Source organism: Streptomyces sp. NPDC051051 (genome assembly GCF_040682975.1).
Lineage (GTDB): Bacteria > Actinomycetota > Actinomycetes > Streptomycetales > Streptomycetaceae > Streptomyces.
Genome location: NZ_JBFBCB010000075.1, coordinates 1 through 24,248 on the forward strand (window position 1 = coordinate 1; position 24,248 = coordinate 24,248).

The following is a 24,248-nucleotide window of genomic DNA, read 5'->3' on the forward strand; positions in this document are numbered from 1 at the left end:
AGCTGCAGACACTCCTCGCCCTCTGGACCGGCGCCTGCCCCACCTGCCACCGCGACATACCCACACCCATATCGACCTGACCAAGCCCTACTAGGGCTTGCGTGCCACCGCGCCGTAGCCGGGGACGACGCCGTCGTCCTGGCCCGGCACCGGCTCGCCGAGTTCGGGGTGCCACTCGGGCACCACCGCGACACCGGGTTCGACCAGTTCCAGTCCGTCGAAGAAGCGGCCGAACTCGTCGCGCGAGCGCAGTGCCAGCGTGACGCCTGCCGCCTTGAGCTTCGCCGTGGCCGCCGCGGACTCCTCCGGGGTGAAGTCGGCGGTGGCGTGGGTCATCATCAGGTAGCTGCCCGAGGGGACTTCGGCGAGCAGCCGGTCGACCAGTTCGTGGGCCCCGTCCTCGTCGGAGACGAAGTGCAGCAGGGCGATGAGCGACAGCGCCACGGGCCGCTCGAAGTCCAGGATCCTCCTGGCGCCTTCGATGATGGTGGCCGGGTCCCGGACGTCCGCCTGGAGGTACTCGGTGACGCCCTCGGGGGTGCTGCGCAGCAGGGCGGCCGCGTGGGCCAGGACGATCGGGTCGTTGTCGCAGTAGACGACGGTGGCGTCGGGCGCGACCTGCTGGGCGACCTGGTGGAGGTTCGGCTCGGTCGGGATGCCGGTGCCGATGTCCAGGAACTGCCGGATGCCGTGGCCCGCGAGCCAGCGCGTGGCGCGGTGCATGAACGCCCGGTTGACTCTGGCCATCACCGGGACGCGGGGATCGAGGGCCAGCATCTGCCGGCCCATCTCCTCGTCCACGGGGTAGTTGTCCTTGCCGCCGAGGTACCAGTCGTACATCCGCGCGGGGTGTGGCTTGCTGGTGTCGATCTCGACGGCGCCGGTGGGGTCCTGCCCGGTCATGAGGAACTCCATAAGCATGTGACACGAATAATGATCAAGTCAGTACCAAGATAAGGAAGTTGAGCAAAGGGTGCGCAGGAAGAAGGAACAGGCGGGTCGGTTCAGGACAACAGGAAGTCCGCCTCTCCCGCCTTCGCTCCCTGGATGAAGGCCGTCATCTCGTCGGAGGTGTAGATCAGCGCCGGACCGTCGGGGTCGGTGGACTGGCGGACGGCGATCCGGCCGTCGGCGAGCTTCATGGCCTCCAGACAGTTGCCTCCGTTGCCGCCGCTCCACGGCTTGTGCCAGCCCTCGCTGCCCAGTTCCCTCGCGGGCATGCCGTTGTAGATCCGCTGAGCGCGGCCACGCGGCCTGGTGGGGGACTTGATGCGTTCCATTCACAGCTCCTTGCGGAGATCCCGGAGGATCTCCTTCGTGCGATGTGCCGTAGCGGCCTGTGCCGCCATGCGGTCCATGACCTCGAGGTGGGTCGCCACCTCGGTGCGCGCGTCCAGGTAGACGGCGCCGGTCAGGTACTCGCTGTAGACCATGTCCGGAAGTTCGGGCATGGCGAATCGGAACAGCACGAAGGGCCCGTACGTGCCGGGGTGCGGCCCCGAGGAGAACGGGGCGACCTGCAGCGTCACGTTGGGCAGCTTCGTGGCGTCGAGCAGTTTGTCGATCTGCGCGCGCATCACCTCCGGGCCGCCCACCGGGCGGCGCAGTACGGTCTCGTCCATGACGACCCACAGCCGGGGCGCGTCCTCACGCGTGAGCAGTCCCTGGCGTTGCATGCGCAGGTCGACGTGGCGCTCGATGTCCTCCGGCCGGGTCTGGCCGATGGCTCCGGACCTCAGCACCCCGCGCGCGTAGTCCTCGGTCTGCAGCAGGCCGGGGACGAAGTGCGGTTCGTACTGGCGGATCAGGGCGGCCGCGCCCTCGAGGCTGACGTGCATCGAGAACCAGCCGGGCAGCACGTCGTGGAAGCGCTGCCACCAGCCGGGCCTGTTGGCCTCCTCGGCGAGCTGGACGAAGCCCTCGGCCTCCGCGTCGGTGACGCCGTACGCCTTCAGCAGCAACTGGAGGTAGGGGATCTTGAGGGAGACCTCGGCCATTTCCATACGGCGGACCGTGGCGGGTGCGACGCGGAGGATGCGGGCGGCCTCCTCGCGCTTGAGTCCCGCGCGTTCCCGCAGATCCAGCAGGCGCCTGCCGAGGACGACCTGCCCCACCGTCGGCGCGGACCGCGGTTCGCTCACGCTCCACCTCCACGAAGAGCCCGGCCGACGGCTCACTTGGCCCGGCCGGGCGGTCACGAAAACTTCCCAACAGCCCTGCGGCGCCACGTGAAGACCTCGTTCGAAGAAACGTACGAATAAGTACGGGTCTCCGTGATCCCAACTGGCGCCGCTCGACATGCTGTTGCGAGCAGTGTGCCACGGCCCTTCACCGCGTCACACAGCACTCTGCATTTTTCAGAGTGACACTTGCCAAGTGTTCACGGCGGGGCGATAGTGGCAAGCGTGATTCCGTCCGCGCCCTTAGGAACAGACGCCGCCGCAGGCCACCCCCAGGGTCTCGGTGCCGATGCGGGTTCCCCCGGTCGAGCGCATTCGAGAGTGGGGAAGGAAGCGGGCCTCGACCAGGCCGCTGCCGAGCGCCGGTTCCGATTCGAACTGGCCGCGCATCCGGGTTCCCCGGCGCGGGCCAGACGCCTGGCGCGGGCCCGGCTGGCCGGCTGGTCGGTGTGCGAGGACACCTGCGACACGGCCGCCCTGGTCATATCCGAGCTGGTCACCAACGCCATCGTGCACACCGCGAGCGGCGTGGTCGTCTGCGAGCTGTACGACGGTGACGACCTCGTGCGCATAGCCGTGCGCGACGAGGGCTGCGCGCCGGGCGAGCCGCATCCCTCGCCGCAGCGCCCCGAGGAGGAACACGGGCGGGGCCTGTTCCTCGTCGACGCCCTCTCTCACTCCTGGGGCGCCCAGGAACACGGCCCCGGACTGCTGGTCTGGGCGGACCTGACCCGACGGGCCGCCTCCGAGGACTCCGGAGAACCCGCTTCCCCCGAGCACGCCAGGCATTCCGGGAACGCCGCCCCCTGCGAGCACACCGGCCACCTCGAGCACTCCGCCGGGCGGCAGGACGACCTCGCCGCCCATGACGCCTCCGACGCCGACCGGGTCCCCGCGCCGCGCGCCGACCTCGGCTGGGGCGCCCGCCCGAAGCCGGACCCGGCCGACGGCTCGGACGACGAGGACGAGGCCCCCACCGAACACAGTGATCACGCGGACGCACGGCACGCGGACGCGCGACTCCAAGACGCCCGGCACGAAGACGCCCGGCACGCAGGCGCCAGGCGCGGCGACCTCCGGCACGGAGACGCCCGGCACGGACACCCGGTGCACGGTGACGTCCGGCACGGACACGACGTGCACGGTGACTCCGAGCCCGCCGAACAGGCACACCGGACGCACCCCGCGGAAAGCCGTGCGGAAGCCCGTGCCCCCGGCCACACGCACTGGCCCCATCACACACCCGCCACCGACGGTCGGGCCGACCCCCGGTCGGGCGGCCCTCTCGGCCGGCTCCCGCACCCGTCCGACGGCCCCCTGCCGCGCGTCGGGCCGCAGTGGCACCACGGCCCGGTGACCGGCGAACCGTCCAGGCCGACCGACCGCACCGACCACGCGCTCGACACGACGAGCGGGGCGCCCGCCCGGCGCCCGCACCCCGGCGCGGGTTCTGCGGGCTTCCCCCCGCGCGGCCGGGACACGGCGTGAGCGCGGCCCCCGGCCGGATCGGGGTGCTCAACCTGGACACGCTCGTCCGCCTGGGGCGCGGCCCCGGCGGCGACACCGCGCGGGCCCCGCACCGGATCGCCGTTCCCGAGGGGATGACGGCCCCGCTGGGCTGCGACGCCGTGGCCGTCCCGGCGCGGCTGGGTCCGCTGGTCATGCCCCGCCTCCCACGTGTGGGCTGCGTGTACGCCGACGAGGCGCACTGGTGGTGGCTGGTCCCGTCGGACTCCGACTACGCCCTGGACTGGCCCGCCCCCGCGCGGTACGCCACGGGCGCGGTCGTGCCGGACTCCCGGCAGGCCCCCGGCCTCATCCACCGGCCGGACGGCACGCTGCCGTACACCCCGCCCATCCCCCTCTATCTGACGCTGTGCCGCCTCACGGACACACCGCCCACCTGGTCGCGGCCGATCAGCGCGTGACGCGCGTCCGGGTGCTCGGCGCTCAGCCCTGATCGACCCGCGGGGCCGGGCCGGAGGTCTTCGAGAAGATCCGTGCGCCGGCCGTCGGCGGCCGGAAGTGGAGGGATGCGGAGCCGTACGCGCTGCGGGCGGAGCCGTTCGCCGGCCCGCCGACGGGCGCGGTGCCCGCCGCGAAAGCGGGCCGACCGCGGCGTCAGTCGATGGCCTCGCCGCCCCGGACGACCACCAGGAACGTGTCGGTCGCGAGGTCCATGACAACCTCGGCGGCCAGTCCCTCCATGCGCCGCGCCTGCGCGAACTCCTCCGCGGGCCACGATCCGCGCGGCCCGCCCGCGGGAAAGCGTTCGAGCACTGTTCGCCCGTTCACCATCTCGCACACCTCCGATAAGCGTTGTACCTGTAGGAGTTAACGCTCTTCGGAGAGGGAACGCCTCGGTCAGTGACGTTACTGAGACGCAGTTGACACAAGTTCAACGCGGAGTGTGAGGATCAGGTCACCTTCTGAACGCGTCGGCTACCCTGTGCGTCGGAAATCGTACGCATCGTGGCGTCACCCGTCGCCTCCCCGCGCGCTTCAGGCCACCGCGGGGTCGCGCCGTGGCGCCCCGTGTCCCGGACCGCCGGTCCGGGCCGGGCTGGGCCGGACCGGGCCACGACAGCCCGTCCGGGACCGCCGTCACACCGCGACGGCCAGGCCCGTGACGCGGGCCGGCAACCCCACCCGTTCCCGGTGTGCGGCCAGTTCTCCGAGGAGTTCGGTGAGCCGGTCGCTGTGGCGGCGGTCGAGCCGTCCGGTGTCGTCGAGGTGGACGGCGGCGGCGGTGGTCGTGTCGACGAGGCGTTCGAGGAGGGCGGCGACCTCGTCGGTGCCCTCGGTGTGCCGGGCGAGCGCGGGCAGTTCGGCGGCCGAGAGGGCGATGGCGGCGCGGGCCTCGGCGAGCGCCCGGTAGGCCTCGCGGCGCAGGGTCCAGCGGGTGGCGTGGTCGTCGGAGCCGTCCAGGCCGTCCAGTACGTGTACGAGGTAGGCGTGCGCGGCGTCCGCGGCGGACGCGAGCCGGGCGCGCACGTGCCCGCCGCGCTCCCCCGGCATCGGCAGGTGTCCGACGATGAGGACGAGCGCGCAGGCCAGCAGCGTCTCACCGATGCGCCCGACGGAGGCCTGGGGCTCCCCACCGACCATGACGAGCGACAGGACGAGGACGGTGACGACGGCGGTCTGGGCGGCGAAGTGGCGCGTGGCGACGGGTATCAGCGCCCCGCACACGGCGACCAGGGCGACCAGCCCCTCCGGACGCGGCAGCACGGCGGCGAACCCGGCGAAGAGCAGCGCCCCCAGAACCGTCCCGGCGGCTCGGCACAGCACGCGGGAGACCAGCGGCCCGAGGTCGGGCTTGACGAGGAAGACGGCGGTGGCGGGCAGCCAGTACCAGTGCGTGTGCTGCCCGTACCAGCGCGAGTGGTGCAGCGCCTGGGCGATGGCGGCGCTGGCGCCGAAGCAGAGGGCGACCCGCAGCCCGTACTCCCGCCCGCCGGCCCCGAACGCGGTCCGCAGCAGGTCCCGGGCGCCGTGCCGACGCGTGTGCAGGTCCGACCCGACGCCCTGGTCGAAGGCGTCGGCGGCCCGGAGCAGGGCGTCGTCGAGAGCCCGCAGCGCGGGCGCGGACCGGGCGGGCGCGGGCAACGGCCCGGTGGCCGCGCTCTCCCGTACGGCGGCGGCGAGGCGCCGGGGTCCCTCGGCGGCCCGGCCGGTGAGGGGGGTGCCGGCCCAGGCGAGGGCGGTGGCGGCCTCGGCGAGCGGCAGGGCGGCGGCGTACTGGGCGTGCAGCCGGCGTTCGGCAGCGGAACTGGCGTAGCGGCGCAGCCGGGGCCCGGCGAGGGCGTCCTGGGCGTGGTCGAGAGCGGCGGTGAGGGCGGCACGGCGGGCGGTGGCGTGCTCGGTGCCGGCGGCGTCGAGGAGAGCGGCGACGGCCTCGTACACACCGGCCACGGCCGCCCGCTCCCCGTCGAAGCGGAAGTCTCCGGCCAACGCGCCCGGCGTGGGCAGGGCGAGCCGCAGCACGATCAGCCATCCCGCGCCGGCGAGGAAGGCGAGGGCCCGGGCCCCGCCGCTGTCGGGCAACGGCATCCCGGCGCCGATCGCCGCGGCGACGAGGAGTTGGGTCCCGCCCCCGGAGGCGACGGGCCCGATGGCACTCACACCGCCGGCCAGGAGGCCCAGACCGGTGAGGAGGAGCGTCAGCGCGACCGGGCCGGCGTGGTCGCCGGCGTACGTCCCGACAAGGAGTCCGGCCGCTCCGGCGAGCGCGGGCGCCCCGAGCCGCCGGACGGCGGCGCGCCGGCTGCCGGGGCGGTCGTTGATCCCGGCGAGCATGGCGGCGATGGCGGCGACGACCCCGAGGGAGGTGTGCCCGGCGAGGACCGCGGTGAGCAGCAACGGCCCGGCGGCGAGCGCGCCGCGCACGACCGCGCTCCACGGGACGGGCCCGCGCTGGGCGCGCAGGGCGTGCGCGAGCCAGGGCGGCAGGGCGGTGAGTGTGCGAACGGCAACGGCGGAACGCGGGGACACAGGGCTCCGTTCGGGCGAGGGCGGGGGGGTGTGCCTTCGGGCGACGGTGGCCGGGGCTGGTGCTCGGGCTGTGTCTCCACGGTACGCGTCGATCGAGGAGAAGGTGGGACGGCCGCGTTTCGGGAAGGTGACACCTGGGCCGGACCCCGGGTTCTTCATGAACGCAACCGCTCGCACGACTGCCGGGGACCGGCTTCTCGCCGGCCGCGGCTCCTCACGCGCGCGCGGCCGCGGCCACCGTCTCCCCGAACAGCGTGCGGGCCCGTTCGAGCGCCTCCGGGACGCTGCCGTGGACGATCCGCGCGACAAGCGCGTCGACGGCTCCCAGCCCGGCCCGCTCCAGCAGCCGCTTCTCGTTCGTCACCCACTCCCCGCGCGCGGCGAGCACCGCGTGGCCGGCCTGCGTGGCGGCGACGGCCAGGGCCCCCGCGGCCTCCGTGCGCCGGACCTGCGCCGCGTGGTGGGCGGCCGCGTAGGCGAGGGTGGCGCTCGCGGTGCCGTACCAGCGGTCGCGCGCCGTCCGGCGGAGCCTGTCGGGGTATGCGGCAGGGCGCGGCAGCTCTCCGTGCAGCACCTGGTTGATCGCCAGCTCGGCGACGACCAGATAGCTCGGGATGCCCGCCAGGTGGAACAGCAGGGGTTCCACCCGGAACCGGCCCTGTTCCGCCTCCGCCAGTTCGTGGGTGACGACGTCCAGGTCGCGGTAGTGGACGTCGACGCGCCGTCCGTCGATGGTGAGCCAGGCGCCGCCGTTGAAGACGCCGCCGCCCCAGCCGCCGATCTCCGACACCTCGCCCTCCCAGCCGACGGCACGCAGGTCGGCCGGGTCGAAGGTGCCCCGGTAGTAGACGGCGAGGTCCCAGTCGCTGTCGGGGCGGTGGGTGCCCTCGGCACGGGAGCCGCCGAGGGCGACGGCGCGGACGCCGGGGAGGGCGGCCAGGCGGTCGGTGGTGGCGCGGAGGAAGGCGGCGTCCATCAGAAGTCCCAGATGTTCCGGTGGCGGTGGCGGGTCGGCGGGTGGTCCAGGTCCTCGGCGGCGTCGAGGAGAGCGCCGGGCGGGGCGGCTCGCAGGCGGTTGCGGGCGGTCGTGCGGAAGACGGCCAGTGCGGCTCGGGCCCGTGACTCGTACGGGCCGTCGACTCCCGCGTTCAGGGAGCGCGGCCAGGTGTGGGCGGTGAAGGCGCGGTGGACGGGGACGGGACGCGGGCGGCGTCCCTCGCGCCGCGCGCGGGCCGACTCCTCGAAGGTGACACGGAGCTGGACGAGGCGGTGCCCGGAGCGCAGGCCGGCCCGGCCGACCGATCCGGGGGCCGGGTGGTGGTTGCGGTGTCGGAGACGGATGTGATGGACGGTGCGGGACATGGCGGACCTCCGCGGACCCGCCGGGGCTTCCGGCGCGGCCCGCCAGAAGTCCGCCCCCGTGAAACGGCCCAGGTGTTCGTTGCGCACGGGAGCAAGGCTGGCGTCCGCGGCCCGCGCCCGTCCAGCGGTTATCGGCGGCGAGGGCGATCACCGGCGGGGGCGGCGGCAGGCACGCGGGTTCGGGCCGACAGGGGCTGGACCTGCCGGGTCGGCAGCGGCAAGTCGGCAGGAGCAGGCCGACGACGCCGGGACGGTCAGCCCAGTCCCGCCGCCGTCGCCGCCGTGTGCAGTACCTCCCGCAGCATCTCCGGGGTGAGGCGCCCGGTGAAGGTGTTGCGCTGGCTGACGTGGAAGCAGCCGAAGAGGTCCAGGCCGTCGAGCGGTACCCGCGCCCCGTGCGCGAAGGCCGGCCGGGGCCGGGGCACGGCCCATCCCGCCTCGGCGAACGCGGGCAGCGCGGCCTGCCAGCCGAACGCCCCCAGCACGACGACCGCCCGCAACGTCGGCCGCAGCAGCCGCAGTTCCTGGACGAGCCACGGCCGGCAGGTGTCCCGCTCCCGCGGGGTCGGCTTGTTGGCGGGCGGCGCGCAGTGCACCGGGGAGGTGACCCGCACGCCGTGCAGGGCGAGGCCGTCGTCGGCGGACACGGAGGTCGGCTGCGAGGCGAGCCCCACGTCGTACAGCGCCTGGTACAGCACGTCTCCGGAACGGTCGCCCGTGAACATCCGACCCGTGCGGTTCCCGCCGTGCGCGGCCGGAGCCAGCCCCACGATCAGCAATCGCACGTCGGCCGGACCGAACCCCGGCACCGGCCGCCCCCAGTAGGTCTGGTCGGCGAAGGCCGCCCGCTTCGTGTGGGCCACCTCCTCCCGCCACTCGACGAGCCTGGGGCAGGCCCGGCACCCCGCGACCCGCCGGTCCAGGGCGGGAAGGGGGGCGCGGTCCAGCGGTTCGTCCGGGTCCATGGGTCCACGGTAAGGCGGGGTCGCCGGGATCATGGGACCGGACGGTCCGGTCACCGCGTGCGCCGCACCAGCCGCAGCAGGTCCTGCACGGAGTCGCGTCGGGCCCAGGCGATCAGTGCCAGCGGGACGAGCAGGATGAGCGGTGTCGCCGCGTTCTGCCCGTCCATGGCCACGATCGTCACGATGAACGCGCCCACCATGAGCGCTCCCAGGCAGACCGCGGCCACCGACCGGAGCACCGGGACCAGCAGGGCGATCGCGCCGGCCAGTTCGAGGACACCGATGGCGTACATGCCGGTGTCGCCCCAGCCCAGCTTGTCGAAGCCCTCGGCCGCCGACGGGTGGGCGATCAGCTTCGGCAGTGCGCTGGCGATCCCGTAGAAGAGAGCGAGCAGCACCTCCAGTCCGCGCAGTGCGATGCGGGCGCGCCTGCGTCCGGCGGTCACCGACTCGAACGGGGCGGAGGGGGCGGAAGCGGCGGAGGGGAGCGGTGCCGTGGTCTCGGACATGGAGGTCTTCTCCTGGGGGAAGTGGTCCGTGGTGCTGTCGGAGGGACAGACCGCTCCCCCGCCGTGAACTCATCGCTCTGCGCCGGACTTCATCGTTTCACCGCCCGCACCCAGACCCGGTCCTCCGTCAGATACCGGTCCACCCTCAGTCCCGCCTCCGCCAGTGCCTCCTCGAACTCTTCCTCGCCCATGGGCCGGGCGCGGAACGTCTGGGTCCATGTCGCGTCCGGGAACACGTACTCCGCGCGCACCGAGTTGACGCCGTCGCCGACGGGTTCCGATGACAAGATCCTTAAGGTGAAGCCGCTCGGATGGACCCGCTCCCTGGGCAGGTCGGTGTGGTAGCTCTCGCCCTCCCGCTGGATCAGCACACACCCGTCCTGCGCCACGTGCCGCGCGCAGGTGCGCAGCATGCCGCGCCGGACCTCCTCGTCCCCGGCGTGGACGAGGAACGACGCGAGCATCACCGCGTCGAAGGTCTCACGCAGGTCCAGGTCCTCGATGGGGCCGCACACGGTGCGTGCCCCCCGGACGCGGTCGAGCATCTCGGCGGACTCGTCCACCGCCGTGATCGCGAACCCGCGCTCCAGGAGCGGGTGGGTCATGCGGCCGACGCCGCAGCCCAGCTCCAGGATGTGCGCGCCCGCGGGTACGGCGGCGGTGACGATGTCGGGTTCCTCGCCCACCGGGAGGCGGATGTACAGCTCGACCGCGCAGCCGTCCGGGGTGATGGCACCGGGGCCCGTCCCCTCGTGTCCCTCTCGCATTTCACGCCTCATGCCCTCCCAACGGCCCGTGCCCGAAAGGCCGTTCCACCACTTCTCAGGTTCATTCGTTCGAGTGAAGGAAGTCTTTTCGACGAAGGCTCGGCCGGCGGAGAGCATGCCTCCTACGGCCCCCGGCACCGGCTCCCGGTCCCCCGGTCCCCCGGTCCCCCGGTCCCCCGGTCCCCCGGTCCCCTGGTCCCCTGGAGAACGTCCGGCCCGGGGAGTACGTTGCAAGAAGGAGTGATGACCCGATGCGTACGGGCAGTGAGCCGGTGACGGCACGCAGTGCACTCAGGATGCGGCTGTGGCTGAGTGTGTGGGGGCTGCTCTGGGCGATCTTCGGGACGGTCGCGTTCGCGCTCGTGGGGCGTCCCGGGTGGGCGGTCGCCTGCGGGGTGCTGTGGCTCGTGATCACCGTCGACATGTCGGTGATCACCAAGCATCTGCGCGAGGGGTCCCACTTCCAGCCGGGCCCGGACGTCCCGCCGTACCGGCCGCCGGAGCGGCGTCGTCCCTGAGGCGGCGACCGCCCGGGATGCGGCAGTCGCTAGGACTCGAACCGTGCCGCTTTCAGGTACTGCGGGTTCGGGTCCAGGGCGGCGGCCAGGCGGAAGTGCCTCTTCGCCTGGTCGGCACGGCCCTGCCGCTCGTAGGTGCGGGCGAGCGCGAAGTGGGCGAACGCGTTGTCCGGCTCGCGCTCCAGGACGATCGTGAACTCCAGCTCGGCGGGCCGCAGTTGCGCGGCGGCGAAGAAGGCTCGCGCGCGCAGCAGCCGGGCGGCGGTGTTCTCGGGGTACGCGGCGATGACACCGTCGAGCAGTTTCACCGCGCCCCGCGGATCCCGTGCGGCGAGCAGTTGCTCGGCGGCACGGAAGTCGATGACGTGCGTCTCCGGAGTACGTCCGGTCGAACCGCTGGTTTCGGGCACGGAAAATTCCTTCCCTCACTCATGGCGTTCAACGCGCGCGGCGCGGGCCGCTATTCCTCGGACCGCTCACCGGACCGCTCACGGGCCCCTTCGCCGTCCCGCTCCGTCGTCCGCGCCCGGCGGACCAGGTCGGCCCACACGTCCTTCACGCGTCGCTCCAGGTCGGGCAGGGGTACGTCGTTGTCGATGACGATGTCGGCGATTCCCCGGCGCTGCTCGCGGGTCGCCTGCGCCGCCATCCGCGCGCGGGCGTCGTCCTCGGTCATTCCGCGCAGCCGCACGAGCCGGTCGAGCTGGGTGGCGGGGTCGGCGTCGACGACCACGACCACGTCGTAGAGGGGGGCGAGGCCGTTCTCGGTGAGGAGGGGGACGTCGTGCACGACGACGGCGTCCTCGGGGGCGGCGGTCTCCAGGTCGCGGGACCGGGCGCCGACCAGCGGGTGCACGATCGCGTTGAGCGCGGCGAGCTTGTCGGGGTCGGCGAAGACGAGCGAGCCGAGCTTGGGCCGGTCGAGGCCGCCGTCCGCGGCGAGGACGCCCTCGCCGAAGGTCTCGACGACCGCCGCGAGGCCGGGCGTGCCCGGCGCGACGACCTCGCGCGCGATGCGGTCCGCGTCGATCAGCACGGCGCCGCACTCGACGAGCAGCCGGGACACCTCGCTCTTGCCGGCGCCGATCCCGCCGGTCAGGCCCACCTTCAGCATGACGGGAAGCTTAGGGCCTGCCGGCGGCGAGGCGCGCGGCAGGCCCCGGGAGGGCGCTCAGCCCTCGCCCTCCCGCTCGGCCAGGAACTTCTCGAACTCTCGCCCGATCTCGTCGGCGGACGGGATGTCGACCGGCTCGGCGAGCATGTTGCCGCGGGTCTCGGCGCCCGCGGCGGCGTCGTACTGGTGCTCCAGGCCCTGGACGAGGGCCGTCAGCTCCTCGTCGCCCTCCTGGATCTGGCGGTCGATCTCGGTCTGCGTGCGGTGCGCGTCGGTGCGAAGGGCGTGCGCAATGCTCGGCAGGACGAGTCCGGTGGCGGACGTGATGGCTTCCAGGACGGTCAGGGCGGCGTCCGGGTAGGCGGAGCGCGCGATGTAGTGCGGGACGTGCGCGGCGACGCCCAGGATGTCGTGTCCGGCCTCCATGAGGCGGTACTCGACGAGGGCCTCGGCGCTGCCCGGGACCTGGGCCTCTTCGAAGGGGCTGCGCTGGCCGGGGACGAGGTCGGTGCGGTTGCCGTGCGGGGTGAGGCCCACCGGGCGGGTGTGCGGCACGCCCATGGGGATGCCGTGGAAGTTCACCGACAGGCGGACGCCGAGGCGCTCCACGATCTGCTTCACGGCCGCGGCGAAGCGCTCCCACTCGACGTCCGGCTCGGGGCCGGACAGCAGCAGGAAGGGCGCTCCGGTGGCGTCCTGGACGAGCCTGACCTCGATGCCGGGTTCCTCGTAGTCCGTCCACCGGTCGCGCTGGAAGGTCAGCAGCGGGCGGCGGGCGCGGTAGTCCACCAGTCGGTCGTGGTCGAAGCGGGCGACGACCTGGTGGGGCAGCGAGTCGAGGAGCCGGTCGACGATCTGGTCGCCGGTCTCACCCGCGTCGATGTATCCGTCGAAGTGGTAGAGCATGACAAGTCCGGCCGACTCCTGGGCGAGCGCCATGTCGACGACGGCCAGCCCCTTCGGCTCCCATGCGTACAAACCCTGCGGATCAAGCACTTGGACCGCTCCTCCTCGTGTTCGTACTGCACAACGCCCCGGAGGGCAGGGGCATTCCCGGCTCACGCCCCCTGATCGCCCGGGGTCGTGCGGCCCGCGCGGGACGGTCGGCCGGCCGGGCCGGGAAGCGGGCGCACGCGCGTGGCGGGCGGTCACGGCCGGCGTGCGGGGGTGGGCGGGCCGGGGTGCGGGCCTCGCGGCGGCGGCCGGCACGACCGTCCGCCGACGGCAGCGTCCCGATGCCCGGGGAAAGCGTCGCACCGCCGGGTTACGGCCCGTCAGCTCCTCGGGTGTCCCGTACGTTTCTTCGCGGGCGCCCCGTCGGGAGGGCGCACCGGCCACCGCCCGGAAACAGCACCGAGGGCCCGCACCTCGAAAGGTGCGGGCCCTCAGTCATGAGCTACTGCTCAGCGGGCGTCAGCTCTGCCCACCGGCCAGCTTCTCGCGGAGCGCGGCGAGCGCCTCGTCCGAAGCGAGGGCACCGGAGGTGTCCGCACCCTCGGAGGAGTACGAACCGCCACCGCCACCGGACGCGGCCGGAGCGGCGGCCTCGCCACCCTCGGCGGCAGCAGCGGCGTCGGCCTCGCGGGACTTGATGACCTGCTGCTGGTGCTGCTCGAAGCGGGTCTGCGCCTCGGCGTACTGGTGCTCCCACGCCTCGCGCTGGGTCTCGTAGCCCTCGAGCCAGTCGTTGGTCTCGGGGTCGAAGCCCTCGGGGTAGATGTAGTTGCCCTGGTCGTCGTACGACGCGGCCATGCCGTAGAGCGTCGGGTCGAACTCGACCGAGGCCGGGTCGGTACCGAAGGCCTCGTTGGCCTGCTTCAGCGAGAGGCTGATGCGACGACGCTCGAGGTCGATGTCGATGACCTTGACGAAGATCTCGTCGTTGACCTGGACGACCTGCTCCGGGATCTCCACGTGGCGCTCGGCCAGCTCGGAGATGTGGACCAGACCCTCGATGCCCTCGTCCACGCGGACGAACGCACCGAACGGAACCAGCTTCGTGACCTTGCCGGGCACGACCTGGCCGATCTGGTGGGTGCGGGCGAACTGCTGCCACGGGTCTTCCTGGGTCGCCTTCAGCGACAGGGAGACACGCTCGCGGTCCATGTCCACGTCGAGGACCTCGACGGTGACTTCCTGGCCGACCTCGACAACCTCGGAGGGGTGGTCGATGTGCTTCCAGGAGAGCTCGGAGACGTGCACGAGACCGTCGACGCCACCCAGGTCCACGAAGGCACCGAAGTTGACGATCGAGGACACGACGCCGGAGCGGACCTGACCCTTCTGGAGGGTGGTGAGGAACGTCTGGCGAACCTCGGACTGGGTCTGCTCCAGCCAGGCGCGGCGGGACAGGACCACGTTGTTGCGGTTCTTGTCCAGCTCGATGATCTTGGCCTCGAGCTCCTTGCCCACATAGGGCTGGAGGTCGCGGACACGGCGCATCTCGACGAGGGAAGCCGGCAGGAAGCCACGGAGGCCGATGTCGAGGATGAGACCACCCTTGACGACCTCGATGACGGTACCGGTGACGATGCCGTCCTCTTCCTTGATCTTCTCGATGGTGCCCCAGGCGCGCTCGTACTGGGCGCGCTTCTTCGAGAGGATCAGGCGGCCTTCCTTGTCCTCCTTCTGGAGAACGAGGGCCTCGATCTCGTCGCCGACGGCGACCACGTCGTTCGGGTCGACGTCGTGCTTGATCGAGAGCTCGCGGCTCGGGATGACACCTTCGGTCTTGTAACCGATGTCGAGCAGGACCTCGTCCCGGTCGACCTTCACGATGACGCCGTCGACGATGTCGCCGTCGTTGAAGTACTTGATCGTCTCGTCGATCGCGGCGAGGAAGGCTTCCTCGTTACCGATGTCGTTGACCGCAACCTGCGGGGTGGTGGCGGTGGTCTCGGTGCTGCTCGTCATGTGGGAAAGGGCTCCGGTACGGACAGAGAGTCGTAGGTACTGCTTACGCCGGGAGCCCGTTTCGCTCTGCAGAAGGCCGGACAGCCAAGGAAGCGCCCACCGAAACGGCGACGGCGCCTCGACAACCGAGGGGACATACATACAGATGCGAGCACGACCTGCTACGTCTGAGGTGCGCAGGCCCGCAGCGCAACTTGTAGCATACGGGGGCAGCCGGGCAGGGTCAATGCGCGAAGGCGCACACCCGGGGCAGATCGCCGCAATCCCGGCACAGAACCTCTCTTCCGAGGCCACGCAGGCCGCAGGAAGCCCTCCCGGTGACACCGCGGGGGCGCCTCCCGAGTCGGGTTGGACGGAAGAGTACGACGAGGGAGCCGATCATCCAAGAGCCCGTATCGTCCGAGCCGGCGTTCGAGCCGGAAGCCACCCGCCGCGAGGCCGGGGTCGCGGAGAGCGCGCGCGCCAATCGCGGCTGGTGGGACCGCAACGCGGACGAGTACCAGATCGAGCACGGCACGTTCCTCGGCGACGACCGCTTCGTGTGGGGTCCCGAGGGCCTGGACGAGGTGGAGGCCGAGCTGCTCGGCCCGCCGGAGGACCTGAAGGGGAAGGCGGTCCTGGAGATCGGCGCCGGCGCGGCCCAGTGCGCGCGCTGGCTGGCCGCCCAGGGGGCCCGTCCGGTCGCCCTGGACGTCTCCCACCGCCAGCTCCAGCACGCACTGCGGATCGGCGCGGCGTTCCCGCTGGTGTGCGCCGACGCGGCCGTCCTGCCGTTCGCGGACGGCTCCTTCGACCTGGCCTGCTCCGCGTACGGGGCGCTGCCCTTCGTCGCCGACCCGGTGCTGGTCCTGAAGGAGGTGCGCCGGGTGCTGCGGCCGGGCGGGCGCTTCGTCTTCTCGGTGACCCATCCGATCCGCTGGGCCTTCCCCGACGAGCCGGGCCCCGAGGGCCTGTCCGTCGCCTCGTCGTACTTCGACCGCACGCCCTACGTCGAGCAGGACGACGAGGGCCGGGCGGTGTACGTCGAGCACCACCGGACGATCGGCGACCGGGTCCGTGACGTCGTGGCGGGGGGCTTCCGGCTGGTGGACCTGGTCGAGCCGGAGTGGCCGGCCTGGAACACGGCGGAGTGGGGCGGCTGGTCCCCGCTGCGCGGCGGTCTGATCCCGGGTACGGCGATCTTCGTCTGCGAGCGGGACTGACCACCGTCCTTCGCTCCCGCCCCCGCACGCGCGTGCGGGGGCGCTTCCCCGGGCGTACGACACTGGGGGCGTGATCCGTGACGACGCCCTGGACGCGCTGCCCGTGCGGGCCGCCCTGCCCGCCCTGCACGACGCCCTGGCCGGGCGGGGTACCGCCGTGCTGGCGGCACCGCCCGGCACCGGGAAGACGACGCTGGTGCCGCTCGCGCTGGCCGGGCTGGTGGGCGGGGGGCCGGTCCGGCGGGTGGTGGTGGCGGAGCCGCGGCGGATCGCGGCGCGCGCGGCGGCCCGGCGGATGGCGTGGCTGCTCGGTGAGCGGACCGGCGGGAGCGTCGGGTTCACCGTGCGCGGCGAGCGCGTCGTCGGGCGGCACGCGCGCGTGGAGGTCGTCACCACCGGGGTGCTGCTCCAGCGTCTCCAGCGCGACCAGGAGCTGACCGGGGTCGACGTGGTGGTGCTGGACGAGTGCCACGAGCGGCATCTGGACGCGGACACGGCGGCCGCCTTCCTGTGGGACGTGCGCGAGACGCTCCGCCCCGAGCTGGGGCTGGTGGCCGCGTCGGCGACGACCGACACGGAGGGCTGGTCCCGGCTGCTGGGGGGCGCGCCGGTGGTCGAGGCCCACGGTTCGTCGTACGGCGTCGAGGTGGTGTGGGCGCCTCCGGTCCGGCCGGTGCGGCCGCCGCACGGCATGTCGGTGGACCCCGCGCTGCTCGCGCACGTGGCGTCGGTGGTGCGGCGGGCGCTGGCGGAGCATCCGGGGGACGTCCTGTGCTTCCTGCCCGGGGTCGGCGAGATCGCGCGGGTCGCGGGACGGCTCGCGGACCTGGAGGGGGTGGACGTGCTCCAGGTGCACGGACGGGCGCCCACGGCGGTGCAGGACGCGGTGCTGGCTCCCGGGGAGCGTCGCCGGGTCGTGCTGGCCACGTCCGTCGCCGAGTCGTCGCTGACGGTGCCGGGCGTGCGGGTGGTGGTGGACTCGGGCCTGGCGCGCGAGCCGCGGGTGGATCACGCGCGCGGGCTGAGCGCGCTGGCGACGGTGCGGGCGTCCGTCGCGGCGGGCCGGCAGCGGGCCGGGCGGGCCGGGCGTGAGGCGCCGGGCGTCGTGTACCGCTGCTGGGCGGAGGCGGAGAACGCCCGCCTGCCGCGCTTCCCCGCGCCGGAGATCAAGGTGGCCGACCTGACGGCGTTCGCGCTCCAGGCGGCCTGCTGGGGTGATCCCGGGGCGTCGGGTCTCGCCCTGCTGGATCCGCCGCCGGGTGGGGCGATGGCGGCGGCGGGCCGGCTGCTGCGGGCGGTCGGGGCGGTGGACGCGGCGGGCCGGGCCACGGAGCGCGGGGTACGGCTGGCGCGGGCGGGGCTGCACCCGCGGCTGGGGCGGGCGCTGCTCGACGGGGCCGCACTGGTGGGTGCGGAGCGGGCCGCGGAGGTGGTCGCCCTGCTGAGCGAGGAGGCTCCGCGGGAGTACGGCGACGATCTCGCGGGTGCGCTGCGCGCGGCCCGGCGCGGGGGTGACGCGTACGCGGGGCGCTGGCGGACGGAGGTACGGCGGCTGCGGGCCGTGGCGACGGAGTTCGCCGGTCCCGCGGAGGGACGCATGGCGACGGGGCCGACCGGTCCGGGAGGAGGACCGGCGGCGACGCAGCCGACCGGCCCGGCGGAAGGGGCCGTGGCGACGGCAGGCACCGCCGGGGGGCCGTCGGTGCCGGTCCGTGAGGACGGCCGCGTCGGTGTCGTGGCCGCGCTCGCCTTTCCCGAGCGGGTCGCCAGGGCGGACGGCGGTTCGTACCTGATGGTGTCCGGGACGCGGGCCGAGGTCCGCGACGGGTCGGGGCTGCGCGGCGCGCCGTGGATCGCGGTCGCGGTCGCCGACCGGCCCGTCGGCAAGGGGCACGCGCGGGTGCAGCTCGCGGCGGTCGTCGACGAGGAGGTCGCCCGGTTCGCGGCGGGCGCCCTGCTCGACGTACGCGAGGAGGTCCACTGGGCGGAGGGGGACGTCGTGGCCCGGCGGGTCGAGCGGCTCGGGGCCGTGAAGCTGGTGGCGCGGCCGCTGCGGGAGGCCGCCGCCGGGCTCGTACGGGCGGCGCTGCTCGAAGGACTGCGGCAGGAGGGGTGGGGGCTGCTGCGGTGGTCGGCGGAGGCGCGGGGCCTGCGGCAGCGCCTGGCGTTCCTCAGGACGCATCTCGGGGAGCCGTGGCCGGACGTCTCCGACACGGCGCTGCACGCGCGCGTGGACGAGTGGCTGGAGCCCGAACTGAGCCGGGCCCGGCGCCGGGGCGATCTGGCGCGGATCGATGCCGGGGCGGCGCTCGCCCGGCTGCTGCCCTGGGCGTCGGGGGAGGCGGTGCGGCTGGACGAGCTGGCGCCGGAGCGGATCACGGTGCCGAGCGGGTCGGGGATCCGGATCGACTACGCCGACCCCGGACAGCCGGTGCTGGCGGTGAAGCTCCAGGAGATGTTCGGACTCCAGGAGACACCGCGCGTGGCGGGGGTGCCGCTGCTGGTGCACCTGCTCTCCCCCGCCGGGCGGCCCGCGGCCGTGACCGCCGACCTCGCCTCCTTCTGGAAGGACGGCTACCGGGGCGTGCGGGCGGAGCTGCGGGGCCGGTACCCCAAGCATCCGTGGCCGGAGGACCCGGCCGGTGCCGAGCCCACCCGGCACACCAACGCACGGCTCGGGCGATGACCGGTTCGGCGTCGGCCGCGGGGGCCGACCGCGGGCCTGCGGGCACGGCGACAGGACGAGCAGCAGGGCGTCGAGGGCGAGGAGGCCCCCGGGCGGGGCGGCATCGGCGGGACCACGGGTGCGCCGTGGACGGGTTCGCCCCGGAACCTGCGGACGGTGGTGCACCGGCGGGTGGTGCGGGCGCGCCGGATCTGACGGTTCGTCAGTTCTGGCACCGCGGCACCGGGCGGGTGGGACGAGCACGGGCCGTGCACCACCGACGGCGCCCCGCTCGCGTGGAGCGGGGCGCCGTCGGTGGTGCGGGTCGGGCCCTCAGCCGGTCGTCGTCGACCCGGAGGGGCTCGGGGAGGTGCTCTCGGAGGGGGTCTCCGACGGGGTGTCCGACGGGGTCGGCGTGGACGACGGTGCCGGCGTGACGGTCAGTTCGACCGTGAGGGTGGCGCCGCCCTCGGTGGTGACGCGCAGCAGGTAGGTGCCGGCGGTGTCGGCGGCGTACAGCTTCGGGAGCGTCAGCAGGCCGTTCGCGTCCGTGCGGAGGTCCGTCAGGGTGCGGACGGGGTTGCCGGCGGCGTCCTTGAAGTAGGGGCCCTTGTCGTTCGCGGTCGGGTCGCCGGCCGCCTTCACGAGGGTGGCGGTGGCCGCGACCCTGTCCGCCACGGCGCCCTTGTAGGTGGCCTTCACCTCGACCCGGTCGGCGAACTCGCCGCCCGCGACGCAGGTCAGGGCGGTCGAGCCGGTGCGGACCAGGACGTCGGCGGCTCGCGCGGTGACCGTGGCGGAGTAGCTCATGGCCGCGACCGTACGGCCCACGACGGTGGCGCGGACCGTGAAGGCGCCGGTCTCCTCCCCCGCCTGGAGGGCGGGCGCCGTGGCGATGCCCCGGCTGTCGGTGATGACCGTGGCGACGCTCTCGCCCCCCGTGAAGGTGGCGTCGGTGTCGCCGACGATCGTGAAGCGGACCCGGACCTTGGCGACGGCCGTGCCGGCCTTGGTCTCGGTGCGGGTGCTGATCCGGTCGCCGAACGCGTCGCCCGCCATGGCGGTGAGCCGCGCCGTGCCCGCGTCCTCCAGGTGGTGCACCGTGTCGGTCGGTGTCGTCGTCGCGGGGGGCGTGGTCGCCGGGGGCGTGGTCGCCGGGGGCGCGGTGGCGGGGGGCGTGGTCGCCGGGGGCGCGGTGGCGGGCGGGGTCGTCCTGGGCGGCGTGGGCGTCGAGGGCGGGGAGGTGGTCGCGCCGCCGCCGTTGTCCTCGTCGCTGCGGTTGTCCGGCAGGGTGCCGGCGCCGTCCGGAACCTCGTGCGTCCCCTTGCGGTAGTACTCCAGCCACGACACGACGGTGTTGTAGTAGTCCGTCGAGTTGTTGTAGCTCAGGATCGCGCTGCGCAGGCCGGCGTCGGTGGACATGTCCCAGCTGTAGCGGCACAGGTAGTGACCGGCGGCGAGCGCGGCGTCGTAGACGTTGTTGGGGTCCTTGCGGCCGTCGCCGTTGCCGTCGCGGCCGGCCCACGCCCAGGTGGAGGGGATGAACTGCATCGGGCCGACGGCGCGGTCGTGCGTGGTGTCGCTGTCGAAGGCGCCGTTGTCGGTGTCGTTGATGTCGGCGAAGCCGTTGCCGTCGAGGACCGGGCCGAGGATGGCCGAGCGGGTGGTGCCGTCGGCGTCGACGTTGCCGCCGCGGGCGTGGCCTGACTCCACCTTGCCGATGGCGGCGAGGAGTTCCCAGGGCATGTTGCAGCCGGGCTGGGACTCGGCGAGGGCCGACGCGGCCTTCTTGTAGGCGTCCAGGACGGTCGCGGGGATCCCGGCCTCCGTGCCGCCGGTGCCGACCGGGGTGGTGTCGGTGCTCTGGCTGGGCGCCGGGGCGGGGCTCTTCAGCGGCGGCAGGTCCGTGTAGTACGGCGAGTTGCCGGTGGCGCTCTCGCCGGTGCCGGTGGCGGAGCCGCCGTCGGCGGACGGGGTGTTCGCGGCGGCCCGTCCGCCCGCGTCGCCGGCCGTGACGTCGGGTGCCTGGGAGGCTGCCAGAGCCGCGACCGCCAACGCGGCCACGGTGGTGTTGACCGCACCCTTGCGCAGCCTGCTGCCGAAATGCGCCGACATGAAGTGAACCCCTCCCGTGGACACTCGAGCGCCCGTCTTCGTCTGCCCCGCCCGTCCCGTGGGACGCCTTGCCTCACTCGCCCCTCGGGGGACGACCGGCAGGCCGCGAAGGTTGCGGTCACGGGCGGTTTGCGCTGATCTGTTCGGTTGTCCGACCGCCATTCGTACGGCGGCGGCCCAGGCGACCCTACGACAACTTCTTTGCGACCGGCACCCGTTCGAACCCGGTGTTCACCGCCCGGCCATGTGCCGTGGGGCGCGGGAGGCGTCCCGCATACTGGTCGGGTCGTCGATGTCCGGGCCGGTGGGTCCGGCAACTTCCGTGCCGGGGAGCCTCGTTGCCGTTCACGCTGAGTCACGCGGCGGCCGTGCTGCCCGCCGTGCGCGCCGACGGCACCGGTCGCGGGCGCCTGGTGCCCGCCGTCCTCGTCGCGGGGTCGTTCGCTCCCGACATGACCTACTACGCGGCCAGTGTCCTGTCCGGGGCGATGGAGTTCGGCGACGTCACGCACTCCTTCGCCGGCGTCCTCACCGTCGACGTGCTGCTGGCCTGGGCGCTGGTGGGGTTGTGGCTGCTGGTGCGCGAGCCGCTCGTGGCGCTGTTGCCACGGGCACGGCAGGGCCGTACCGCCGTCCTGACGCGCTGCGGGGCGCCACGCGCGCGTCTCCGGCCGTCGACGGTGGCGTGGTGGTACGCGTCCGCGGTCCTCGGCGCGCTGACGCACGTCGTCTGGGACGCCTTCACCCACCTCGACCGGTGGGGCATGCGGATGTTCCCGATCCTCGGCGAGACGGTCGCGGGCTCGCCGTTGTACTGGTACCTCCAGTACGGCGGGTCGGCCGTCGCGGCGGTCGTGATCGCCGCGTTCGTCGTCCGCGCGCTGCGCCGGACCCCGGCGGCCGAGCCGCTCGGGGTGCCGGTGCTGTCGGCGCGCGACCGCTGGTGGGCGACGGCCGTGATCGGCGGCTGCGCCCTGACCGCGGCGGCCCGCCGGGCGCTCCGCTGGTGGGACCGGTGGGGACCGGACAGCAAGCCCTACGAGCTGATCCCGACCCTGTGCTTCGGGGCGGGGGCGGGGCTGCTGCTGGGGGTCGTGCTGTACGCCGCGGGGGTGCGGTCGCGGCGCGGAACGGGGCAGCCCTCGCGGGAGAGGGACGAGGTGGGCGTCGGGTGAGCGGCGGTGAAGACTCGCCGGGCCGGATCAGTGCCCGCCGGAACGGTCGGCGCCGGGTGCCGCACTCACGACGAAAACCGTGATGCGGCGCCCCGCGCGCGGCCGGGGGAGCCGGCGCAGAGCGGCGAGGCCGAGCGCCAGGTAGCCGCGGGCCGTCTCGCTCCCGAGACGCCAGGTGCCGTCCGGGCGGACGAGCAGGGCGAGGGGCCGGCGCCGGAGGCGTACGGCCGCCTCGCGCAGCGCCTTGAGAGGGGTCCCGGGGACGCGGGGCGTCGCGGCGCCGGGCGCGAGGGCGGGAAACGGTCGTCCCGAGGGCGTCGCGTCGGGGCCGACTCGCCTTTTCTCGGCGGTGGCCGTGGCGTGAACGCGTGCGGAGGCCTTCCGGCGGTGAAGCATGCGTATACCCATGGCCGCATCCTGGCGGGCCCCCGCCCGCAAGGGCCCCTTCTCGGGGGCCACGCGGGTGAGGGCCCTTCGGGGGACGCGGGGCCGTTCGGGGGCTGCGGGGGGGGTGAGGGCCGTTCGGGGGCTGCGGGGGCGAGGGGGCGCAGGAGAGCCGCGGGCGAACAGGCAGGGCGGTGGTGAACGGGCAGGGCGCGGGAGCCGGGGACGTGAGCGTTGAGCGCGCGGGGGAGTCGTACGGGGACGGGGCCGGTGCGGGCGCCGGGGAGCGGGTGGGACGGGGAAGGGGCCCCGCCGCTGCGGGCGGGGCCCCTTCCCGTTGATGCCAGCCCTAGTAGAGCTTGGTCAGGTTCGTAGTGGTGTGGGTATGTCGCGGTGGCAGGTGGGACAGGCGCCGGTCCAGAGGGCGAGGATGGTCTGGAGTTCTCGCACGACTTGGTAGAGGCTCAGACCTGCGCCACGTCTTTTGGGTCTCGTGCCAGTCGTTGCAGGGTGCAGAAAGCGTGGGCGGCCGACACGAGGGTGACGTGGTGGTGCCAGCCGCCCCAGGTGCGGCCTTCGAAGTGGGCCAGGCCCAGGGCCTGTTTCATCTCGCGGTAGTCGTGTTCGATGCGCCAGCGGAGCTTGACCAGCCGGACCAGGGTCGCCAGCGGCATGCCGGAGGGAAGGCTGGAGAGCCAGAACTGCACGGGTTCGGGTTCGGTGGCCGGCCATTCGGCCAGCAGCCAGCGTTCGGGCAGTTCAGGACCGTCGGTGGCCTGGCGGACGCCACGTCCGGCCGGGCGGACGCGCAGGGCCACGAACCGCGAGCAGATGCGTTTGAAGCCGCTGATTCCTTTGCCCGGGCGGGAGCCCTCCCGCCAGGACACCGGTCTCGCGGCCGTCCTGCCGGCCGCGATGACCAGGTCTTTCACGGTCTGCGCAGGCTCGGGATACTGCATTCTCGGTGGCCGGCCGGTGCCCGCGTAGGCGGGCTGGACGGGCCGAGCGTCGGCCGGGTGGGCGGTGTGACGGGAGGAAATGCCCACCGCATAGGGCAGATCTCGTTCTTCCAGGCCGTGGCGGAAGGCGGCGGCATCGCCGTATCCGGCGTCCGCGACGACCAGCGGGACGTCGACGCCCCACGAGCGGGTCTCGTCGATCATATCCAGGGCCAGCTGCCACTTCTCCACGTGCCCCACCTGGTCGGGGATACCGCAGCGGCCACGGCGGGCGACCTTGACCGCATCGGCCTCCGGCGAGGCCGGATCCCACGAAGCGGGCAGGAATAGCCGCCAGTTCACCGCGGCCGAGGCGTGATCCCGGGCCAGGTGCAGCGACACCCCGACCTGGCATTTGGTGACCTTGCCCGCGGTGCCGGTGTACTGCCGAGACACACACGCCGAGGCGTCCCCGTCCTTCAAAAAGCCGGTGTCGTCGACGATCAGGGCTTCCGCCCCGATCGCGTCCTGCATCTTCCAGGCCAGCCGGGCCCGCACATGCGCCGGATCCCACGGGCTGGAGGTGACGAAGTGCGCCAGCGCCTGACGGTTGCCGTCCTCGCCCAGCCGGGCCGCCATCGGCTCCACCGACTTACGTCTGCCGTCCAGCAGCAGCCCCCGCACATACGCCTGCCCCCATCGCCTCTGGTCAGCACGGAAGAAGCCGTCGAACAACTCCGCCGCGAACGCCTCCAGGTCCTCCCGGACCGAGGCCATCTCCTCAGGTGTCACACCATTCCAACGACGCTCGTAGAGCAGAGACACGCATGCACAAGCGAAGATGACCAAGCCCTACTAGGGCGTGTTTCGAAAGTAGCGTCGTCTGCCCGAAGGGCAGGCCCGGCGGCGTCTGGTGCGTGCGATCGCAAGGCGGAGGGTCGCCCCGA

General features: G+C 73.6%; 22 protein-coding genes and 1 pseudogene. 6 read left to right on the forward strand and 17 right to left on the reverse strand.

Features of this window, described 5'->3' with window-relative positions; translation table 11 throughout:
• Positions 1 to 90 precede the first annotated feature (90 nt).
• The 3 genes from AB0N31_RS33800 to AB0N31_RS33810 all read right to left on the reverse strand — a co-directional run bounded on the left by AB0N31_RS33800 (position 91) and on the right by AB0N31_RS33810 (position 2,141).
• On the reverse strand, positions 91 to 903 hold the full coding sequence (locus tag AB0N31_RS33800; RefSeq protein WP_366062331.1) for an SAM-dependent methyltransferase: 813 nt from the start codon (positions 901 to 903) through the stop codon (positions 91 to 93).
• Positions 904 to 1,004: 101 nt separating this feature from the next.
• Positions 1,005 to 1,280, reverse strand: coding sequence for a DUF397 domain-containing protein (locus AB0N31_RS33805; protein WP_363087323.1), 276 nt, complete (start codon positions 1,278 to 1,280; stop codon positions 1,005 to 1,007).
• Complete coding sequence (locus AB0N31_RS33810; protein WP_366062332.1) at positions 1,281 to 2,141, reverse strand: helix-turn-helix transcriptional regulator; 861 nt, start codon at positions 2,139 to 2,141, stop codon at positions 1,281 to 1,283. It abuts the gene before it with no gap.
• 228 nt (positions 2,142 to 2,369) lie between these two features.
• On the opposite strand from AB0N31_RS33810, the pseudogene AB0N31_RS33815 reads away from it, so the two are divergent.
• A pseudogene (locus tag AB0N31_RS33815) lies at positions 2,370 to 2,918 on the forward strand (ATP-binding protein); the annotation flags it as partial.
• Between the two features lie 746 nt (positions 2,919 to 3,664).
• A complete protein-coding gene (locus AB0N31_RS33820; RefSeq protein WP_366062333.1) occupies positions 3,665 to 4,108 on the forward strand; it encodes a hypothetical protein in 444 nt (147 codons plus the stop codon).
• 193 nt (positions 4,109 to 4,301) lie between these two features.
• Here the strand turns inward: AB0N31_RS33820 and AB0N31_RS33825 are convergent, their stop codons facing one another.
• The 7 genes from AB0N31_RS33825 to AB0N31_RS33855 form a co-directional block, all read right to left on the reverse strand.
• A complete protein-coding gene (locus AB0N31_RS33825) occupies positions 4,302 to 4,478 on the reverse strand; it encodes a hypothetical protein (protein ID WP_366062334.1) in 177 nt (58 codons plus the stop codon).
• Positions 4,479 to 4,784: 306 nt separating this feature from the next.
• Positions 4,785 to 6,674: an FUSC family protein gene (locus AB0N31_RS33830; RefSeq protein ID WP_366062335.1), complete on the reverse strand. Its 1,890-nt coding sequence runs from the start codon at positions 6,672 to 6,674 to the stop codon at positions 4,785 to 4,787.
• A 214-nt stretch (positions 6,675 to 6,888) separates the two neighbouring features.
• Entirely contained in the window at positions 6,889 to 7,650 is a 762-nt protein-coding gene (locus tag AB0N31_RS33835; protein ID WP_366062336.1) for a nucleotidyltransferase domain-containing protein, read from the reverse strand.
• Entirely contained in the window at positions 7,650 to 8,036 is a 387-nt protein-coding gene (locus tag AB0N31_RS33840) for a hypothetical protein (protein ID WP_366062337.1), read from the reverse strand. The genes AB0N31_RS33835 and AB0N31_RS33840 overlap by 1 nt, the downstream gene beginning before the upstream one ends.
• A gap of 254 nt (positions 8,037 to 8,290) precedes the next feature.
• A complete protein-coding gene (locus AB0N31_RS33845; protein ID WP_366062338.1) occupies positions 8,291 to 9,001 on the reverse strand; it encodes a uracil-DNA glycosylase in 711 nt (236 codons plus the stop codon).
• 50 nt (positions 9,002 to 9,051) lie between these two features.
• Positions 9,052 to 9,510, reverse strand: coding sequence for a DoxX family protein (locus tag AB0N31_RS33850; RefSeq protein ID WP_366062339.1), 459 nt, complete (start codon positions 9,508 to 9,510; stop codon positions 9,052 to 9,054).
• 89 nt (positions 9,511 to 9,599) lie between these two features.
• Complete coding sequence (locus AB0N31_RS33855; protein ID WP_366062340.1) at positions 9,600 to 10,277, reverse strand: class I SAM-dependent methyltransferase; 678 nt, start codon at positions 10,275 to 10,277, stop codon at positions 9,600 to 9,602.
• A 251-nt stretch (positions 10,278 to 10,528) separates the two neighbouring features.
• On the opposite strand from AB0N31_RS33855, the gene AB0N31_RS33860 reads away from it, so the two are divergent.
• Complete coding sequence (locus tag AB0N31_RS33860) at positions 10,529 to 10,795, forward strand: DUF6343 family protein (RefSeq protein ID WP_366062341.1); 267 nt, start codon at positions 10,529 to 10,531, stop codon at positions 10,793 to 10,795.
• Between the two features lie 29 nt (positions 10,796 to 10,824).
• On the opposite strand, the gene AB0N31_RS33865 is transcribed toward AB0N31_RS33860, so the two are convergent.
• From AB0N31_RS33865 to rpsA, 4 genes are all read right to left on the reverse strand, one after another.
• Positions 10,825 to 11,205 (reverse strand): tetratricopeptide repeat protein, encoded by a 381-nt coding sequence (locus AB0N31_RS33865; RefSeq protein WP_363087312.1) that lies wholly within the window; start codon positions 11,203 to 11,205, stop codon positions 10,825 to 10,827.
• Between the two features lie 50 nt (positions 11,206 to 11,255).
• On the reverse strand, positions 11,256 to 11,909 hold the full coding sequence (coaE, locus tag AB0N31_RS33870) for a dephospho-CoA kinase (RefSeq protein WP_366062342.1): 654 nt from the start codon (positions 11,907 to 11,909) through the stop codon (positions 11,256 to 11,258).
• A gap of 57 nt (positions 11,910 to 11,966) precedes the next feature.
• Positions 11,967 to 12,905, reverse strand: a complete 939-nt coding sequence (locus AB0N31_RS33875) for a PAC2 family protein (RefSeq protein WP_366062343.1) — start codon at positions 12,903 to 12,905, stop codon at positions 11,967 to 11,969.
• A gap of 417 nt (positions 12,906 to 13,322) precedes the next feature.
• Positions 13,323 to 14,822, reverse strand: a complete 1,500-nt coding sequence (rpsA, locus tag AB0N31_RS33880; RefSeq protein ID WP_366062344.1) for a 30S ribosomal protein S1 — start codon at positions 14,820 to 14,822, stop codon at positions 13,323 to 13,325.
• A 317-nt stretch (positions 14,823 to 15,139) separates the two neighbouring features.
• Between rpsA and AB0N31_RS33885 the strand changes: the two genes are divergently transcribed.
• Together AB0N31_RS33885 and AB0N31_RS33890 are read left to right on the forward strand one after the other, a co-directional pair.
• On the forward strand, positions 15,140 to 16,024 hold the full coding sequence (locus AB0N31_RS33885; RefSeq protein ID WP_366062345.1) for a class I SAM-dependent methyltransferase: 885 nt from the start codon (positions 15,140 to 15,142) through the stop codon (positions 16,022 to 16,024).
• A gap of 70 nt (positions 16,025 to 16,094) precedes the next feature.
• Positions 16,095 to 18,710, forward strand: coding sequence for an ATP-dependent helicase C-terminal domain-containing protein (locus AB0N31_RS33890; protein ID WP_366062346.1), 2,616 nt, complete (start codon positions 16,095 to 16,097; stop codon positions 18,708 to 18,710).
• A gap of 312 nt (positions 18,711 to 19,022) precedes the next feature.
• On the opposite strand, the gene AB0N31_RS33895 is transcribed toward AB0N31_RS33890, so the two are convergent.
• On the reverse strand, positions 19,023 to 20,804 hold the full coding sequence (locus tag AB0N31_RS33895; protein WP_366062348.1) for a lytic murein transglycosylase: 1,782 nt from the start codon (positions 20,802 to 20,804) through the stop codon (positions 19,023 to 19,025).
• A 338-nt stretch (positions 20,805 to 21,142) separates the two neighbouring features.
• On the opposite strand from AB0N31_RS33895, the gene AB0N31_RS33900 reads away from it, so the two are divergent.
• A complete protein-coding gene (locus tag AB0N31_RS33900; RefSeq protein ID WP_366062349.1) occupies positions 21,143 to 21,979 on the forward strand; it encodes a DUF4184 family protein in 837 nt (278 codons plus the stop codon).
• 27 nt (positions 21,980 to 22,006) lie between these two features.
• Here the strand turns inward: AB0N31_RS33900 and AB0N31_RS33905 are convergent, their stop codons facing one another.
• Complete coding sequence (locus AB0N31_RS33905; protein ID WP_366062350.1) at positions 22,007 to 22,387, reverse strand: hypothetical protein; 381 nt, start codon at positions 22,385 to 22,387, stop codon at positions 22,007 to 22,009.
• 440 nt (positions 22,388 to 22,827) lie between these two features.
• Positions 22,828 to 24,078, reverse strand: coding sequence for an IS701 family transposase (locus AB0N31_RS33910; RefSeq protein WP_366062351.1), 1,251 nt, complete (start codon positions 24,076 to 24,078; stop codon positions 22,828 to 22,830).
• Positions 24,079 to 24,248 lie beyond the last annotated feature (170 nt).

Excerpts from the sequence above, each read along its gene's own strand:
- AB0N31_RS33840 (WP_366062337.1), bottom strand. The coding sequence starts at position 8,036 with ATGTCCCGCACCGTCCATCACATCCGTCTCCGACACCGCAACCACCAC.
- AB0N31_RS33855 (WP_366062340.1), bottom strand. The coding sequence starts at position 10,277 with ATGCGAGAGGGACACGAGGGGACGGGCCCCGGTGCCATCACCCCGGAC.
- AB0N31_RS33905 (WP_366062350.1), bottom strand. The coding sequence starts at position 22,387 with ATGGGTATACGCATGCTTCACCGCCGGAAGGCCTCCGCACGCGTTCAC.
- AB0N31_RS33825 (WP_366062334.1), bottom strand. The coding sequence starts at position 4,478 with ATGGTGAACGGGCGAACAGTGCTCGAACGCTTTCCCGCGGGCGGGCCG.
- AB0N31_RS33850 (WP_366062339.1), bottom strand. The coding sequence starts at position 9,510 with ATGTCCGAGACCACGGCACCGCTCCCCTCCGCCGCTTCCGCCCCCTCC.
- AB0N31_RS33895 (WP_366062348.1), bottom strand. The coding sequence starts at position 20,804 with ATGTCGGCGCATTTCGGCAGCAGGCTGCGCAAGGGTGCGGTCAACACC.
- AB0N31_RS33805 (WP_363087323.1), bottom strand. The coding sequence starts at position 1,280 with ATGGAACGCATCAAGTCCCCCACCAGGCCGCGTGGCCGCGCTCAGCGG.
- AB0N31_RS33835 (WP_366062336.1), bottom strand. The coding sequence starts at position 7,650 with ATGGACGCCGCCTTCCTCCGCGCCACCACCGACCGCCTGGCCGCCCTC.
- AB0N31_RS33860 (WP_366062341.1), top strand. The coding sequence starts at position 10,529 with ATGCGTACGGGCAGTGAGCCGGTGACGGCACGCAGTGCACTCAGGATG.
- AB0N31_RS33800 (WP_366062331.1), bottom strand. The coding sequence starts at position 903 with ATGACCGGGCAGGACCCCACCGGCGCCGTCGAGATCGACACCAGCAAG.
- AB0N31_RS33845 (WP_366062338.1), bottom strand. The coding sequence starts at position 9,001 with ATGGACCCGGACGAACCGCTGGACCGCGCCCCCCTTCCCGCCCTGGAC.
- AB0N31_RS33910 (WP_366062351.1), bottom strand. The coding sequence starts at position 24,078 with ATGGCCTCGGTCCGGGAGGACCTGGAGGCGTTCGCGGCGGAGTTGTTC.
- rpsA (WP_366062344.1), bottom strand. The coding sequence starts at position 14,822 with ATGACGAGCAGCACCGAGACCACCGCCACCACCCCGCAGGTTGCGGTC.
- coaE (WP_366062342.1), bottom strand. The coding sequence starts at position 11,909 with ATGCTGAAGGTGGGCCTGACCGGCGGGATCGGCGCCGGCAAGAGCGAG.